The 15,516-nt window shown below is 69.9% G+C and carries 13 protein-coding genes and 2 pseudogenes; 8 read left to right on the top strand and 7 right to left on the bottom strand.

All coding sequences use genetic code 11. The features are described from left to right. Positions 1 to 29 precede the first annotated feature (29 nt). Both OHA98_RS20625 and OHA98_RS20620 read left to right on the top strand, forming a co-directional pair. Complete coding sequence (locus tag OHA98_RS20625; RefSeq protein WP_266928067.1) at positions 30 to 1,175, top strand: methyltransferase domain-containing protein; 1,146 nt, start codon at positions 30 to 32, stop codon at positions 1,173 to 1,175. Positions 1,176 to 1,484: 309 nt separating this feature from the next. After that, positions 1,485 to 2,387 (top strand): transposase, encoded by a 903-nt coding sequence (locus tag OHA98_RS20620; RefSeq protein WP_266928065.1) that lies wholly within the window; start codon positions 1,485 to 1,487, stop codon positions 2,385 to 2,387. Positions 2,388 to 2,599: 212 nt separating this feature from the next. Here the strand turns inward: OHA98_RS20620 and OHA98_RS20615 are convergent, their stop codons facing one another. Both OHA98_RS20615 and OHA98_RS20610 read right to left on the bottom strand, forming a co-directional pair. Continuing rightward, complete coding sequence (locus OHA98_RS20615) at positions 2,600 to 3,466, bottom strand: hypothetical protein (protein WP_266930827.1); 867 nt, start codon at positions 3,464 to 3,466, stop codon at positions 2,600 to 2,602. Between the two features lie 524 nt (positions 3,467 to 3,990). Continuing rightward, a pseudogene (locus tag OHA98_RS20610) lies at positions 3,991 to 4,319 on the bottom strand (hypothetical protein); the annotation flags it as partial. 45 nt (positions 4,320 to 4,364) lie between these two features. Here OHA98_RS20610 and OHA98_RS20605 point away from each other — a divergent pair. Then, positions 4,365 to 5,632: pseudogene (locus tag OHA98_RS20605) on the top strand (NF041680 family putative transposase); the annotation flags it as partial. 247 nt (positions 5,633 to 5,879) lie between these two features. Here the strand turns inward: OHA98_RS20605 and OHA98_RS20600 are convergent. After that, on the bottom strand, positions 5,880 to 6,797 hold the full coding sequence (locus OHA98_RS20600; protein WP_266928063.1) for a CPBP family glutamic-type intramembrane protease: 918 nt from the start codon (positions 6,795 to 6,797) through the stop codon (positions 5,880 to 5,882). A 1,118-nt stretch (positions 6,798 to 7,915) separates the two neighbouring features. On the opposite strand from OHA98_RS20600, the gene OHA98_RS20595 reads away from it, so the two are divergent. Then, the gene (locus OHA98_RS20595) at positions 7,916 to 8,206 is read left to right on the top strand and encodes a hypothetical protein (protein WP_266928062.1); all 291 of its coding nucleotides are present in this window, start codon (positions 7,916 to 7,918) and stop codon (positions 8,204 to 8,206) included. Here OHA98_RS20595 and OHA98_RS20590 read toward each other — a convergent pair. The 3 genes from OHA98_RS20590 to OHA98_RS20580 form a co-directional block, all read right to left on the bottom strand. Then, a complete protein-coding gene (locus OHA98_RS20590) occupies positions 8,191 to 9,627 on the bottom strand; it encodes a PucR family transcriptional regulator (protein ID WP_266928060.1) in 1,437 nt (478 codons plus the stop codon). The two genes, OHA98_RS20595 and OHA98_RS20590, sit on opposite strands and share 16 nt — an antisense overlap. A gap of 78 nt (positions 9,628 to 9,705) precedes the next feature. Next, positions 9,706 to 10,512: an SAM-dependent methyltransferase gene (locus OHA98_RS20585; RefSeq protein ID WP_266928058.1), complete on the bottom strand. Its 807-nt coding sequence runs from the start codon at positions 10,510 to 10,512 to the stop codon at positions 9,706 to 9,708. After that, positions 10,487 to 11,356, bottom strand: coding sequence for a helix-turn-helix transcriptional regulator (locus OHA98_RS20580; protein WP_266930825.1), 870 nt, complete (start codon positions 11,354 to 11,356; stop codon positions 10,487 to 10,489). Before OHA98_RS20580 ends, OHA98_RS20585 begins: the two co-directional genes overlap by 26 nt. A gap of 170 nt (positions 11,357 to 11,526) precedes the next feature. Here OHA98_RS20580 and OHA98_RS20575 point away from each other — a divergent pair, with 170 nt between their 5' ends. From OHA98_RS20575 to OHA98_RS20560, 4 genes are all read left to right on the top strand, one after another. Continuing rightward, complete coding sequence (locus tag OHA98_RS20575) at positions 11,527 to 12,006, top strand: ATP-binding protein (RefSeq protein WP_266928056.1); 480 nt, start codon at positions 11,527 to 11,529, stop codon at positions 12,004 to 12,006. Beyond that, complete coding sequence (locus OHA98_RS20570; RefSeq protein ID WP_266928055.1) at positions 12,003 to 12,377, top strand: hypothetical protein; 375 nt, start codon at positions 12,003 to 12,005, stop codon at positions 12,375 to 12,377. The genes OHA98_RS20575 and OHA98_RS20570 overlap by 4 nt, the downstream gene beginning before the upstream one ends. A 1,231-nt stretch (positions 12,378 to 13,608) precedes the next feature. Beyond that, positions 13,609 to 14,079 carry a matrixin family metalloprotease gene (locus OHA98_RS20565; RefSeq protein WP_266928053.1) on the top strand — a complete coding sequence of 157 codons (471 nt, stop codon included), beginning with the start codon at positions 13,609 to 13,611 and terminating at the stop codon, positions 14,077 to 14,079. Beyond that, the gene (locus OHA98_RS20560) at positions 14,045 to 14,677 is read left to right on the top strand and encodes a hypothetical protein (RefSeq protein ID WP_266928051.1); all 633 of its coding nucleotides are present in this window, start codon (positions 14,045 to 14,047) and stop codon (positions 14,675 to 14,677) included. Before OHA98_RS20565 ends, OHA98_RS20560 begins: the two co-directional genes overlap by 35 nt. Positions 14,678 to 14,820: 143 nt before the next feature. Here the strand turns inward: OHA98_RS20560 and OHA98_RS20555 are convergent, their stop codons facing one another. Beyond that, entirely contained in the window at positions 14,821 to 15,198 is a 378-nt protein-coding gene (locus OHA98_RS20555; protein ID WP_266928049.1) for a hypothetical protein, read from the bottom strand. Positions 15,199 to 15,516 lie beyond the last annotated feature (318 nt).

Here is a 15,516-nt window from a genome sequence, read left to right as displayed (position 1 = left end):
AACCTGCGGTGAACTCACCGTCCCAAGCGGTGAACACGCAGGGGCTGCTCGCAGAGATCGCTGAACAGCTCGGACACCCCGTGTCCGACAAACTGGCCGTGGCACTGCGGGAGGTGCCTCGTCACCGGTTCCTGCCCGAGACAGTGTGGGTGCGCGATGGCCAGGGCGGGTACCGGCCCATCGACCGGGCAGCAGACCCGGGGGAGTGGATGGCCGCAGCGTACGAGGACCAGACCCTGGTCACCCAGTTCAGCGACGGCCTGCCCTCCTCGTCGGCATCCATGCCTTCGATGGTGCTGCGCATGCTCCAGCTCGCCAATGTCGCCCCTCCCGGGTGGACACAGCAACAGCCTTTCAAGGTCGTCGAGTTCGGTACGGGGACCGGCTTCAACGCGGCGTTGCTGTGTGCGTTGCTCGGGCAAGGCAGGGTCACCACGGTGGAGCTGGACCCGGTACTGGCGGAACAGGGCGAGCGGAACCTGGAGGCCACCGGATACGCGCCCGCCGTGGTGGTGGGGGACGCCGGTAAGGGCTGGCCTGACTCGGCGCCGTACGCGCTGGTACTGTCCACGTTCTCCGTCGACCAGGTGCCGCCCGCCTGGCTCGCCCAAACCATCCCGGGCGGGCGGATCGTGACGCCGTGGACGTCGTCCTGGTGCTGCTACGGCACCCTCGCACTCACCATCAGCGCGAGCGGTACCGCGGAGGGCCGGTTTCACGACTTTGCCTCCTTCATGCCCATGCGGCCCAGCATCGAAGAGACGACTCCGCATGGAGACCACGGCCAGGCGGCCCCGATACTGGAGGTGAGGTCGGTGACGGAGGTCTCGCCGTGGGCGGTGGCCGGCGGGGATCTGGACGCCGAGTTCCACCTCGGACTCACCGTGACCGGCGCGTTCTTCTCCTGGGACACCACCGGAGAGCACGTCCCCGTACGCCTCCGCGTCGGGGACACGACCAGTACGTCCTGGGCGACCGTCGACTTCGACGGCATCCACACCACCGAGTTCACCGTCACCCAAGCAGGACCCCGCCAACTGTGGACCGAGATCGCCGTCGCGTATAGGACCTGGGAAAGCAACGGCCGCCCCGGCGTCGGCCGCCACGGGCTGACCGTGCACAGCGACGGAGGACACACTCTGTGGCTCGACTCCCCGGACCACCCTCTGACCTAAGGGCTGTCCCGTAATCCCTGGCGGGCGCACGACGACAGCTACGGCACCTCGCGGCGTTGTCGGAACGTCCGCATACATCCAGTATGCGGGCGTCCCTCCGCCTTGCGATGCACTGCATCTGACGCCGCGCGCTGATCCGCCAGGGATTACGGGACAGCCCTTACGGCCTGGGGATGAATAGCCCCGGTGTTGGTGGGGCCGTGACGTGAGGAGGGCCGCACGGGTTGGGTGAGTTGTGACGCTTACCTGGGCCGTGCGGCCTGCTCCCATCCTGCCCTGTCCGGGGTCTCTCGCGCACATCTCGGCGAGTTGCTCGAAGAGTTGTCGCCGCGTTGGTGGGCCCGGCGTGAGTCGGCGCTCGACCGGCAGCGGGGCTACAAACGGCGCCGGGCGGAGGGGGCCGGGCGCAAGCCGAAGCTGGAGTTCGTCGACCGGCTGCTGGTCACCCTCGTCCACCTGCGGCTCGGCCTGCCTCACGCCGCTCTGGCCGAGCTGTACCGGGTGGACCGCTCCACGGTCTCCGCCGCGATCCGCCAGGTCAGGCCCCTGCTCGCTGCCCGCGGCTTCGCCGTGCCCGACCGCCCCGGCGTCAGGCTGCGGACCTTGGAAGATGCGTTCGCCTACGCCGATCTTGAAGGCGTGGACCTGCGGATCGACGGCACCGAGGTTCAGGTCCGACGCCCCCGCGCCGGACGGCCGGGGCGCAAGGCCTTCGTGTCCGGCAAGAAGAAGCAGAACACGATCAAGACCACCACCTTCAGCGACCAGCAGGGCCGCACGCTGTTCTCCGGTGTCGTCCGCCCGGGCCGGATGCACGACCAGACCGCCCTGCGCACCGAGGGCATCGCGGACCAGCTCCGCCGGCACCCGGGGGTGAAGGCCGAGGTCGACTCGGGATACCAGGGCCTGGCCAAGGAGTTCCCCAGCCAGGTCAGCGCCCCTCCGAAGAAGCCGGCCGAGGACGCCTGCGACGGGGACAAGCGGGCCTGGCGCGAGATGCGCCGCCGCCAGTCCCCGGCGCGGATCTGCGTGGAGCACACCAACGCCGAGTACAAGCAGTGGCGCCCCCTCCAGCGGTACACCGGCCGACGCGAGACCTACGCCGAGACCCACCTCGCGATCGCCTCGCTGGTCTCCGACCGCTCCGCACGACGCCCGACCCGCCGCCGGACGAACACCGAACTCGTCCTCGCCCGCAACACCGTCTGCTGATCACCCACCAGCCGAACCACCAGGCCAACACGCCCCGACCCCAATTTCACCCAAGGTCGTTAGACCGGGCGGCGCAGGCCCGACAGCCCTCATGCCCAAAGGCGTCCTGCACAGGGCGGCCGACCTGTACGTAGACCTACCTCACCCAGGACCGCGCCCGGGTCGGCACGGAAACCGTGGCGGGCACACCAGCCGCCCGTTGCGGCACTGGCCTATTGGATCAGGTCGGTATGTGTATAGCACTTCGGGCAGGAGTAGATCTGGAGATTATTCGCGTCGGAGACCTGGATACCGGGCGGGTTCGACACGTTGTCGTTGTCGATTACGGCGACGGCCTGGTCCTCGTACGGGACCCAACCCCTTCTGTGGTCACGGCATTCATCCGAGGCGATGGTCAGCAACGGGCTCATCGTGGCGCCACAGTTGATGCAGAACCGGGCGATGGGATCGGTGAGGCCCCACGGCGGCCAGCCACCGACCTTCCATCCGGGAGCTTCGGACAACTCGGCGGAGTAGAACTCATCCGGTTCCTCATAGGAATCATCCAACTCGACGCCGGCCGCCTGCCACGCGCTCCAGTCACTCAGCTGCTGCCGCAACTCCTTGCCCAACTCAAGAAAGTTGGGGTACTCGGTGACTTGCTCCGGTGCGAGCACGCACGGCTCCGGCGTGTAGCCGTACTGCGCCTCGGCCGGTTCGGGCGGCGAGGCGAGGACGTGGGTGACGTCGGCGGCGGTTCGCCAGAACAGCTCGGTCGTGGGCTTGTGCTCCGGCGGGTGCTCAGAGGGACACCACAGCACCTGGAGCAGATCGGTCCGTCCGGGCGGCCGCAGCAGGGGCACGTCGCGCACGTACAGCTGCGCCACTGGCAGAAGGGGGGAGACCGGACCCTCGTGCCACTTGTCGCAGTACAGCCATGGCTGCCCGGCGGGCCACAGCAGCGGCCCGCCGACCGAACTGTCGTACGGCGACGGAGAACCGGGGCGGGGATGCAGCCGGGTCGTCGTGCGTGCCAGCGGGGCCAGTTGAGGGAAGACCGCGGCCACGTCGAACGGCCGTGGTGGGGTGGTACGGATGATGTTCACGGCGGCGATACTGCCAGCAGCCTCCGACAACGGCGTACGACGAGATCAGCCGTGGCCCCGCCCTTCCCGCGCGAAGACCACCACCGCGTCAGCATCGGTACACCGCTCCACCACTCACCAAATCCAGCGCGATCTACGCCGGGGACGAGTCATTGAGTCATCCTCATAAACGACCCTTTGCCCGAGCAAGATCAAGAAAGGCCGGAGCCCGGCAGCCGGGACGAGGACATCACTCTCAAGCACGCGATCGAGGCCGTCACTCCTGCCGCGGATGCCGCCGACACCGACGGCAGCTGCGCGTGCCGGTGGCGCGGGCGGTTGACCGATTCCCCACGGCTCCAGTGCGGGGACTACTCCGACCTGGATGACAATCTGGAAATTGCGAAGCTTTTGCGGTCAAGGGGTGAAATCGTCTCGAAAATGAAGAGTCGTTGTTGATTCCGCGAAGACGTGACGTTCCCAGAATTTTGGTCGACGAATCTCTGCTTCCAGCTCGGACACTGACTACATGAGGGCGCTCAGGTTGCCACTGCACCGCTCGGCAGCAGCCAGTGCGTCGCGTGCATCTTTCCCCTGGATCTCCCTGCCGCTACGCTCCCCAGCATCCCCAGCATCCCCAGCATCCCCAGCAGCCTGCAGACGAACGCTCCGACTGAGGTCGTCAGCGGTGTCGGGTCAGCGTGTCTGGCCAGGGTGAGGTGTCCGTCGAGTAGGTGTTGGCCGAGGTCGGGATCAGCTGCTTTCAGGCGCCTGGGCAGCCATTTTCCGGCGCCTTCCATGTGCGATGGTGCGCGGTGGGCAAATGCGCCGCTTCGCGCAGGACTCCGTCTGTCCCGGCCAGCTGTTCGCCTCCCGCGGGGAACTGCTGCTCCACCGCGCCGTCGAGTTCACCGACGCGGTGCTGTGTACCGACGGGCCGGTGAAGACCCTGGTGGACCTGGCACTGGCGCCCGAGCACCGGCGCGGGTGCGGAGCCCTGTACGGCGGGCTGAACCGGCGCCGCCTGGACGCCGAGCGGCTGCGGACCGAGTTGGCCGGGCTGTCGCTGCCGCGCGCCGCCGACGGCCGCCCGGTGCTCGCGGTGGACGTCTCGCCGTGGCTGCGGCCAGACGCCGCCACCTGCCCCGGCCGGTCGTTCTGCCACACCTACGGCCGCGGCGACGCGAAGCACCAGATGATCCCCGGCCGGCCGTACTCGTTCGTCGTCGCGCTGGAGACCGGGCGCACGTCCTGGACGGCGGTCCTGGACGCGGTGCGGCTGGCGCCCGGCGCCGACCTGGCCGCCGTCACCACCACCCAACTCCACGACGTGATCGGCAGATTGATCGGGGCCGGGCGGTGGAAGGAGGGTGATCCGGAAGTGCTGATGGTGATGGACGCCGACTACGACGCGCCCGCGCATCGCCCACCTGCTCGCCGACCTACCGGTGCGGGTCCTCGGCCGGCTCCGCTCGGACCGGGTGATGCGTGGCCCGGCGCCGACCCGCACAGAGTTCGCTCCGGCCAACCCGTCCGGGGGCCGGCTGCCCAAGCGCGGCGGTGAGTTCGTCTTCGGCGACGCCGTCACCTGGTGCGACGAACAGGCGGTGACCACGACCGCCACCCGTCGCTACGGCACCGCCGGTGCCCAGGCGTGGGACCGGCTCCACCCGCGGCTGACGCGCCGCGCGGCCTGGCTGGAGCACGACGGGCCACTGCCAGTCATCCAGGGCACCGTGATCCGCCTGGCCGTCGAGAAGCTGCCGGTCGCGCTCTGGTGGTCGCGCACCGGCGCGAGCCCGGCCGACGTGGACCGGGCTGGCAGCCGTTCCTGCGCAGGTTCGACCTTGAGCACACGATTCGCCTGCTCAAGCAAACCCTCGGCTGGACCCGTCCGCGCCTGCGTGACTCGGCGGCGGACCGCTGGACGTGGCTGGTGATCGCAGCGCACACCAAGCTCCGCCTTGCCCGGCCGCTGGTCACCGACTCCGCCACCCGTGGGAGCGGCCAGCGGAACCGAACAAGCTCACCCCCGCCCGGGTTCGGCGCGGGTTCAGGATCCTCCGCACGAAGGCCCCCTCACCAGCGCGTGCACCGAAACCCACCCGTCCTGGCCCAGGCCGGCCGCCCGGTTCGAAGAACCAGCGGCCCGCCGATCGCTACGAGGTGGGCAGAGTCCTGGCCACCGGTGAGGCATACGCCCGGCCCCGCCCACGCAGCCGAATGCCCCGCCGGTGTCGTCTGCCAGAAGGACGTCAGTGGGTTCTGCCATCGGATGTCAGTGGTTCTGCCATGAGTTCTGTCAGTAGCCAGGGGTGTCGGCGTCGGTGACGCGAAGGCTGTACCGGACGTCGTCGGCCAGGACGGCGGTCCCGCCCTCTGCGCGGACCAGGAGCCAGGCATCGAGCAGGCCGGTAACGGAGACCGCCTACTTTTCGCCGGGCGTGTGCCGACGCGTGACCCGACGGCACACCAGGAATGTGATCGCGACGACCACCAGGTACAGCGGTACGAGCAGCACCGCGTCACCGGACGTCTGCTCCACCGTCACGCCCGCGTCGCGGTCCTCGCCCTGCAGCATGATGCGGTTCACGGTCAGGACGGTCAGGTGCGTGCCGATCGCCGCCCACAGCGGGGCGCGACCCACGGCCGCACGGGCGGTGATCAGGGTCAGGCTGAACACCGTCAGAAGGATGAGGTAATCGACCGGGTGCTGCCCCTCCGGGGCGATGCCGATGTGGCCCGGCTCGTCACCGGCCAGCCGGGCAATGCCGACCGTCACCAGCGTCGAGGTGCCCGGCACGAGCAGGAAGACCGCCGTGGTGCCGAACGCCGCCAGTGCGGGCCCGAACCGTCTGCGCAGCGATGTCCAGGTGTAGCCGCGCAGCGTCGTCTCCTCGGGCAAGGCTTCAAGCAGGAACGCGACGACGGCGTTGGTGACGAGAAAGCCGACCAGAGTGACGAGGTCCAGCTCCTGCCAGACGAGTAGCCCCACGGCCGTGCCCGCGCCCAGGACCAGCGCCGCCGCCGCGGCCGTCACCCCAACGCCGGTGAGGAACGCCCGTAGGCTCGCGCCCGGACTACCGAAGCCGACCGTCCGGGGGTGTGACAGACGCAGGACAAACGGCACGGCCACGACGGTGACGAGGCCCGCAGCGATCAGCCGGGCGGCCAGGCCACTGGCTCCGGTGGCGTCCGCCAGTACGGGTCCGAGGCCGTTGCCGACACCGATCGCCACCGCCATGATCAGGCCGCCGGCCAACGCGCGGCCCATGGCCCCGACGATCGTGGGTGTGGGTGTGGGTGTGGGTGTGGGTGCGGGTTGTCGTATGTGTAGCTCGGTCATAGCGCTCCTGGTGACGGTAGGGCCGACTCCTATCGACAACCCCGTGTGCTTTCCAGGCTCGCCCGACCACCAGTCAGGGGCGTCGTACACGCGGACGACCTCCCTGTACATCCTTCGGCGCAGTGGACGATAGGGGTCGACTGGTCGTTGGCCACCGGCTCCGGCTCCGGGGACACCCAGAGGCTGAGTGCCCGCGTTCATGCGACTGCCGCTCCACCGCCTGGGCGATCGACGGAGCAATGCGGCTCGGAGGATGGTCCACGCTCTTCAACCACGGAACCGGCACTTGCGGCTCGGTAACGGTGCTCGGGCGGATGTCACACCGTTGGCTTTCGCCAGCCCTTAGCAAGTGACGGGGGAATTCCAACCGGACCCCCGCGCCACCTGCGTGAGGAGCCTCGACATGACGTACGCCAGCAGCGCCCGGCAGCCCGACCCGGATCCGCGTCCGACCTGGACAAGGGGTGGTGAGCAGCCTCCGGGCGGCCCGGAATCCAGTGCTGCGGCCAGTGCCGTGAACGATTCCAGCGTCGTGCCCATCACCGCAGCTCACACCGCACGTAAGGGGGCCTCCCGGCATGCTGACACCTCTCTGACTTCACCTGAGACACCGGCGAACGGGAAGAGGCCTGCTCCCACAGCCGGGAACGTGAGGGCTGATGTCTTGAGGTTGCTGGGGTGTGTGCGGACCCGGACCGTCGCCGTCGGAGCTTCCCCGAACCGGTCGGCCGCTGACGGGAACGGGCGAGCCCGCTGTGCGGCCGGGAGCCGCCAGGCCGCACCGCGGGACGGGCTACGATGCCGAGCTCCGCCGCAGCCTGCTCCGCTGGCGGAACTGACCGGCAAGCCGAAGGCAGATCTGGGCAAGCCTCTCCGACGAAGGCTTGCCCAGGGCCCGCGCCCACGCGTGACCGCTCGGCGGGACGACCTCCCACGTCGATGCGCCACCGCGCGGGACGATCGTGATCCAGACACGTACTGCGCCCCGGCCCCGGCGTACCAAGGAGATGTCGGCGCAACCACCAGCTGAGGAGACCCGAGAGCATGAGGCGCAGCAGGCAGGACAAGAACCATGACATCGAGGCCGCAGCTGCCTGGCCGTACGGCCAGGCGCCTACATGTGGAACGCGCCGGCCCGGCTGCGCAGTACGCACCGCGACCCTGTCGTCGGCCTCAAGCCGTTCGTCCTACCGGCGGGCGTCCTGTCCTTCGTCCAGGCACCGGACGTCATCCTTGCGTCGCGGATACAGCTGCCCGGGACGCAGACCACGAGCGACCTGCACGACATGATCTCGCCGACGGAGGGCCGCATACCCGCATCACCGATCGCCGCCAGGCCCTGCGCGAGCAGACCGCCCGGACCACCCGCCTGTGCGCTCGCCGTGGGCGGGGGTTACAGGCGTCGGTAGGTTCGGCCGCCGCGTCGGGGGAGGGCTGCCGGGTCGTCAGGACGTGTTCGTGTGGCCTCCAGGGCGAGGTAGAGCTCGGTTCTGACGGTGGGGTCGTCGAGGTTCTGTCCGAGGTGGTCGGTGCACTGGTTGAGCCAGGTGGTCAGGGTGGTGCGGTGCAGGTGCAGCTCGGTCGCGGCCGGGGCGGTCTTCCCGTGGTGCCGGACCCAGCAGGCCAGCGCGATCCGCAGACGCGGTTCCAGACCGCCGATCAGGCCGGTCGCCCATGTGTGTGCGGCCTCGGTGTCGAGAATCCCCGCCGGCAGTGTGCCCAGCACGAAGGGGCCCGGCGCGGAGGTGTCGTGATGGCCGGTGGGCGCGCGGAGGGCGAGGAGCAGGTACGCCCGGACGGAGGCGTCGGGCAGGTCCGCGCCGAGCAGGCCGGCGAGGTGACCGAGGCGGGCCCTTACGGTGCCGGCCGACAGGCCGAGAGCCCCGGCGGCGGAGCTCACGGTGCCGGTGCGCAGCCACACGTCGAGCAGGTGCCGGTGCTCGGGGGTCACCGGGTCCAGCACCGTCGTCGCCCAGGAGGTGTAGGGGTGTGGGGGGAGGAGGCGGATCAGTGCGGAGGTTCCGGTGGCGGTGGCGGGGATGATGCGTCGGGTGGCGGTGGCGCTGTGGCGGGCGGCTGCCGCGTCGCTGTGGGCGGTGGGCAGGTCGGTGAGGGGGACCGGTCCGGCCATTCCCGCGATCAGGCTGTGCCGGTCGCTCACCCGGGAGACCAGGCGCAGGATCCGTCCGTCGTCACCGCCCCGGTGGAGCTCGGCGACGACGAGTTCGGCATCGAGCTGGCCCATCAGGGTGCAGGCGCCCGCGTGGGGGACGAGGGAGGGGCGGGCGGCCCGCCACAGGACCTGGTGGGCGGTGGGGACGTCGGGGCCGGTCAGCCGGTAGACCGTGACGTGCGTGAGACCGTTGCCGCCCAGGGTGTCGGTGACCGTGGTGGTGTGACCGGCCAGGAGCAGCCGGATGAGGGTGGTGTGCAGCCGCATCTGCTCGGCCAGCAGTTCGGCCGCGCGCCGCGCCCGCACCTCCAGGAGGGCGGCGGTGGTAGCGAGGACGAGGCCGGTGCGGTCGGCGGGCACTGTGGGCGCCGGGGCCAGGACGAGGACGGCTCCGGCCGCCGGGCGCAGGACGCGGTGCGGGTGCTCCCGGGGTGCTGCGGCCGTGTGGACGCCGTCGGCGGCGGCCGTTGCGGGGGTGCTGTAGACGGCCCCGGCGATCGGGTCGGCCAGCACCGCCCACCCCTCGATCACGGACGCGGCCTCGCTGATCAGATCCGCGCCGGACCGGGTCGCCGCCCGCAGCAGCCGCCCCACCGCGTCCTGCCCGTCCCACTCAGCAGCGTCGGCTGTCTCCGTCGTGCCTGCGGTGCTGCTCATGGTTCAAGCCTGGGCGGGCGGCGGGCGCCACGCACTTCCAGTGTGTCCGTGCGTGGCGGTGCGGGGGGTGAGGAGGTGTCAGGGGATGCGGGCGACCGCACCCCAGCCGGCCCGGGCCGTGGTGGTGCCGGTGGTCGCGTCGGGCCGCCAGTTCGGCCAGGACACCATCCCCGGCTCCACCATCTCCAGGCCTTCGAAGAACGCGATCGTGGTCTCCGGCTCCCGGAAAATGTAAGGGATCGCGCCGCTCTTGTTGTAGCCGTCCTGGACGGCGCGGTGTGTCTCGTCGGAGGCGGTGGAGTGGCTGAGCGCGAGGTAGCCCCCCGAGGGCAGCCGCTCCACCAGCCGCCGCACCAGGGACAGCGCGTCGTCCCAGTCCACGATGTGTCCCAGCACGTCGGAGATCACCAGAGCGACCGGCTTGGTCAGGTCCAAAGTGGCGGCCGCGCCTTCGAGGACGGCGTCGGTGTCGCGCATGTCCGCCTCGACGTAGGCGGTCGCACCCTCCGGGCTGCTGGTCAGCAGCGCGTGGACATGGAGCAGCACCAGGGGGTCGTGGTCGACGTAGACGATCCGGGACTCCGGGGCGATCCGCTGGGCGACCTCGTGCGTGTTGTTCGCCGTCGGCAGCCCGGCGCCCAGGTCGAGGAACTGGCGCATGCCGGCGTCCCGGGCGAGGTAGGTGACCGTCCGGCGCAGGAAGTCCCGGGACTCCCGGGCGAACGTCTCGATCAGCGGGTAGTGCTCGCGGTAGGCGTCGCCCGCCGCCCGGTCGGTCGGGAAGTTGTCCTTGCCGCCGAGCCAGTAGTTCCACACCCGGGCCGAGTGCGCGACGCTCGTGTCGATCTGCGGGGGCAGATCACGCGGATTGCCGGGCGTACTCATCCTGCAGCACCTCTCTGGTCTGAGTCGGTTTCATCGCCATCACGCACGACACGTCCAGCATCGTCCGGTACTCCTGCACCGGGCTGTCGGTGTCCCATACATCCGCGGTCCCGGGCAGCCCGCCCTCACGCACCACATGGTCCGCGATCTCCGGGGTCTCCACCCGGTACAGGCTCAGTGCCGGGAGCCCAGTCAGCGGATGCGGCGGCGCGTCCTCAGCATGCAGCTGCACCGTCAACTCCCGCTGATCGGCAGCCTCCCGCAGCGAGGACAACTGCTCACGCATCACCCCGGCCCCGCCCACCCGACAGCGCAGCGCGGACACCGGCAATACCGCCCACACCCTCGCCTGCTGCTCGCGCAGACGTATCTGACGCTCCACCAGCAGATCCGCGCGCCGCCTGCGCGCGGCCTCGTCGAGTTCCGGGCGCAGGGTGGCTTCGACGGCCATGGCGTAGTCGGGGGTTCGCAGCAGCAGCGGGACCAGGGCCGGATCCCACACCCGCAGGAAGTTCGCCGCGGATTCGACGCTCATCAGGTCCATCTGCCACGGGTCCATCGCGTCACGCCACGGATGCCACCAGCCGGGCATGTTCGCCGTGTTCAGCCGGCTCATGATGTCGCCGGCCTCCGCACCACTGGCCCCGTAGGTGGTGAGCAGTGCGGAGACCTGCCCCACGTCCAGACTCGTCCGCGCCTGCTCCAGCCGCCGCAGCGTCGAGGGATGCCACTCCAGACGGCGGGCCGCCTGGGGGATCGACAGACCCGCACCCTCCCGCAGATGCCGCAGACGGGCCACGAGAACGAGGTGCTGCGCGGTCCTGCCCGACCTCTCGCGCGCCACGGACGCCTCCGCTGCTCGATCCGACACTGCGCGCAGCCTGCGCACAGTGCACACAACGCGCCTTGCGACGAACGCGCGGCGCTCTCATGGTGAGTATGTCCGACTTCACCACGCGCCACGCGGTGGGACGGGCCGCCCCACACGCTTCTCACACCCCTGCGGAGCCTCCTGTGACCACCTCGCTCACCGCTCGCCGGCGCGCCCGGACCAGCCTTCACCTCGCCCACCGACCCAGCGCCTGCCCACGGGCCCGGACCTGGGCCGCCGAGGCCCTGACTCGCTGGGACGCGACGGACGAGGAGACGGACGACGTCCTGCTGGTGATGTGTGAGCTGGTCACCAACGCGGTCATCCACACCACCGGCCCGATCCGGGCCCACCTCAGCCGCGACCAGGCGGGCTGCTACCACGTCCAGGTCGATGACGGCGGCCCCACCGTTCCCCCCGCCGCCCGACCCGACGAACACGACAGCGACGAGCACGGCCGCGGCCTCGTCATCGTCGACCACCTTTCAGCCCGCCACGGACACAGCCGCGCTCCCTACCCCTACCGCTCACGCGCCTGGGCGGTCCTCGCCCCCACCACCCCCCACCCCGCCGGACCGCGCACCCTGGTTCCGGCCGCACGCACCCTGGAGCCCGCCTCATGACCCACCCGAGCCTGCTGCCCGCCATCGCCGCCCCGCGGCCCGCACCGGCCCGCCGTCCCGTCGATCTGCGCGTCCGCGTTCAGCGCATACAGGTCGACGACCTCACCGTCACCGACCCCCGGCAGGTCCTCGCCCACGCCCGCCAGGAAGCCCAAACGGACCCGGACACCGCCGCCCTGCTCGGGTACAGCCCCACCACCCCGCTGACCCTCCATTCCGCGGCCGCACTGCTGTCCGCGCTCTACGGCACCGAGGACCTCGCCGCCATGGGCCTGCACCCCACCCGGCACACCACCCGCGTCAGCGCAGCCAATACCGGCACCACCCCCGTCACCCTGGAACTGTCCGACACACCGGACCGGGAGAGCTGACGTGGCCGCCCGCCGACTGCGCCTGCTCCTGCGCTACCTGACCGGGCGCACCCCGGGAAACACCGCACTCCTCCAGCAGCACCCCCATCACCAGGCCCCACCGGCCACCCTCCGCACCCCGCTGCACCGAACAGATACCGTGCGTGCCCCGGCCCCGCACGGGCGAGGAGTAGGCCGCCCGGACCGCCCGCCGCGCCGCTGCACTTCCGGGGTCGCAGGATCGGGGTATGGAGTACCCGATCAGGGTGGCGCTGGCCAAGGCGGTGTCGGTGCTGCCGCGCGGGCCGGGCTGGTGGTACGACAGTGCGGTGCTGTACGCCCGACGGGCTGGATACCCCCCCTGGCCCGCTCCTGGTGGGGCGGACACGACCCGTCGGGAGGCCAATGGCAGCGCACCGCCTCGCCAGCACATGCGTCGCCGGCAAAGTCGTCGTCATGAGCGGCGGAACCATCGTGCAAACCGGCACCTACGACGAACTCCTCCTGTGCCACGACGGGCTGTTCGCCGAGCTCCACTGTCTCCAGGTAGGCCGGGAGTGATCTGAAAGGTCGTTGTAGGTTCCGCGACTTGATGGACAACGGAACCAGAAATGGGCAATGGACGAGCAATTCCGCGGTTCCATGGACATCGCAGCCGACGACCTGCGGGTTTGCCGCGAGCGCGGCCGCGAGAGCTGTCGTCGAGGGCCCGGATTGCCCATGCTCAGGCGCCGGATCGAGGGGCCAGCATTGCTCACGACTCCGAACCCCGCAGGTCAGAGACCCGCGGCTGGTCACGAACCTGCGGAACCTACACGCGTCCCTGTCCGTGCGCATCCGGCCCGGGTCGGGCTGGAGCCCGACCGCACCGCTCGCCCCGGCATCCCCGCCCCACCCATCGGGACGGACCCGAACGCCCCGAGGCGACGATGGTGGCAACGCCGAACCAGCCCACAGGCCCGGGCCCAAGCGTTCCGCCCGCACCGTGGCCAGCGCAGGCCTGTGCCACGCCGCGCCCTTCCGAGCCCGGGACCGGCTCCCGCCGAGGAGGCAAGGGCACGAACGGGAGTACACGGAGAGCGAGGACGGGACACTGCGGCACTGTGCTGCGTCATATTCTGGCCGAATGCCTCACGCAATCACTCCTCGGCGATTACGGCTGTGGCCGATCGCGCTTTTCGTCGCGACGTGCACCAGCCTTGCCTCAACGTTGCCTCGCACCAGCGTTGCCGCGGCAGCTCCAGCGAAATGCGTGAACGGAAAGAAGGACTCGAAGACGTTCTCGTCCGTCGACGACCGGGAAATCAGGTGGACCGAGGCAACGAAGTACGACAACGCACGCACGTGGTCGCAGTCCCGCTGGTACACCTCGAACCACAGTCTGAATAAGGTGAAGATCGCACCGGACGACGCCCTGACCAGCAACGACCTGCACTGGAAGGACAAGAAGACGGCCGACGGCGCACTCGCGACATGGGAACGCCACGGCAATATGGGTGCGACAGATTACATTTACCTCAACAAGCATTACCTGGACGGCCGTGGAGACTGGGCCTCCGACTACTGGAGAAGAGCGGCAGCCGCACACGAGTTCGGTCACGCGCTCGGCTTCTGCCACAAAGGCCAGGACAGGAAATCGCTCATGACTCCGAACATGAGCGAGGTGGCGAGCAATCAGCCAACGGATTATGACCGCGACGCCTACCACAAACTCTGGGGATGAGATGCGCATCAGTCGGGGTATCGCCGTGTTGGCATCGGCCGCCGCCGTCATGACCGCGGCCGGCTACGGCGCCTACCTCAGCCTGACAGACGCCCAAGCCCCGCCCCGAGCAGTCCAGTCGGAGTCTCTGCGGGTCCCCGACCTGTCCAGGGACGAGTATGTGGCACAGGCCGCACAGCACCTCGTCCACGGCACGGTCATCAGCAAGACCGGCCAGCAGCGCACCGATGACAACGGCGATATGGAACAGCAGTGGCTGGTCGAGGCCGAACGGTCCTTCAAGGGCGGCGTCACCGGAAGGATCACCGTCAACACGAACGCCTTCTCGGAGTCCGGCGAGGAAATCCCGGACCCGGGAGCTCCGGCCATCAAGGTCGGCGGCCAGTATGTCTTCGCGGGCCTCTGGAACGAGGAAGACGACCGGCTAGAGATCTACGGCGGGGCTGCGGGCATCCACGCCTCCAGAGGACTGGGCAAGCCTGACCCGGCGTCACGCCTTCGAGGCCTGCAGGCGGGCGTCACGGTGGAACAGCGATGGGTGCAAGCCGTGTCCGATGCCAGACCGGCTCCGAGGGACGCGTCCGCATCAGAAAACTGATCCCTTCGCAGTCAGCAACTCGCGGTTGACCCCCCGGCCAGGCCGCCCTGTTCCAGCGGTGGCTGTAGACACGGACGCGCTGGTCGTGTGCTCCAGCAGCCCGTTGAGGAGAACCCGGCTTTCCCGCTCGGCGAGTCCGGTGATCACCCAGGAGCCGAGCAGCAGCGAGCAAGCGCTGATAGCCGGGTGGGCAAGGCTGAGCGGGCGCTTGACCTCCGGATGGCCGGCTCGTCGTGCCGCAGCCATGCGAGCGCTTCCTCTCGCTCCGTGCGGGGTGCCCCCATGAACCACTCCTCCCGGGGGTCCCACACCCTGGTCGCCGCCCAGTCGAGCCTTCGCTGTACGGGCTTCGTATCGCCCGGGTCGGGCATCGCGAGGTAGCTGATGCCGGCCTCCCAGGTCGTCCCGAGCACGGCGACGGTGCTGTCCAAGGAGAGCATTGCGAACTCCGGGCGTCCGGCACGTGAGCCGAGCAGGTGCTCGGGGTAGCCGTGCTCGCTCGCCCCAGGCGGATCGCGCAAGCGGCGCCCATGATGTCCCAGTCGTCGAGCAGGCGGACCCGGCGCCCAAGCACCTTCAGGCCCGCCCTCCGCAGCGGTGCGTATACCCTGCGTCGCATCTCCTGCTTGCCCAACTACTGTTCCCACTCTGCCGCTCGACCGTTGGTCGAGTGTATGGCCGGTCCGGAGGCGACCCACCCCAGGAGGGAGCCAAGGCACTCGGTGCTGGCTACAGGGTCGCTGGTCAACAACTGACTCTCCCCGGCACACCACGGCGCCCGCCCTCATCAGAGCAAGGGCGCCGCCCATGCGTACGCGCACGGTTCAGGCGCCCACGAC

The sequence above is a fragment of the Streptomyces sp. NBC_00654 genome, assembly GCF_026341775.1.
GTDB lineage: Bacteria > Actinomycetota > Actinomycetes > Streptomycetales > Streptomycetaceae > Streptomyces.
Note: the sequence above shows the minus strand (reverse complement) of the source record. Positions and strands in the feature narration are given on the sequence as shown.

Excerpts from the sequence above, each read along its gene's own strand:
- OHA98_RS20560 (WP_266928051.1), top strand. The coding sequence starts at position 14,045 with ATGACCGCGACGCCTACCACAAACTCTGGGGATGAGATGCGCATCAGT.
- OHA98_RS20570 (WP_266928055.1), top strand. The coding sequence starts at position 12,003 with ATGACCCACCCGAGCCTGCTGCCCGCCATCGCCGCCCCGCGGCCCGCA.
- OHA98_RS20585 (WP_266928058.1), bottom strand. The coding sequence starts at position 10,512 with ATGAGTACGCCCGGCAATCCGCGTGATCTGCCCCCGCAGATCGACACG.
- OHA98_RS20600 (WP_266928063.1), bottom strand. The coding sequence starts at position 6,797 with ATGACCGAGCTACACATACGACAACCCGCACCCACACCCACACCCACA.
- OHA98_RS20590 (WP_266928060.1), bottom strand. The coding sequence starts at position 9,627 with ATGAGCAGCACCGCAGGCACGACGGAGACAGCCGACGCTGCTGAGTGG.
- OHA98_RS20595 (WP_266928062.1), top strand. The coding sequence starts at position 7,916 with ATGTGGAACGCGCCGGCCCGGCTGCGCAGTACGCACCGCGACCCTGTC.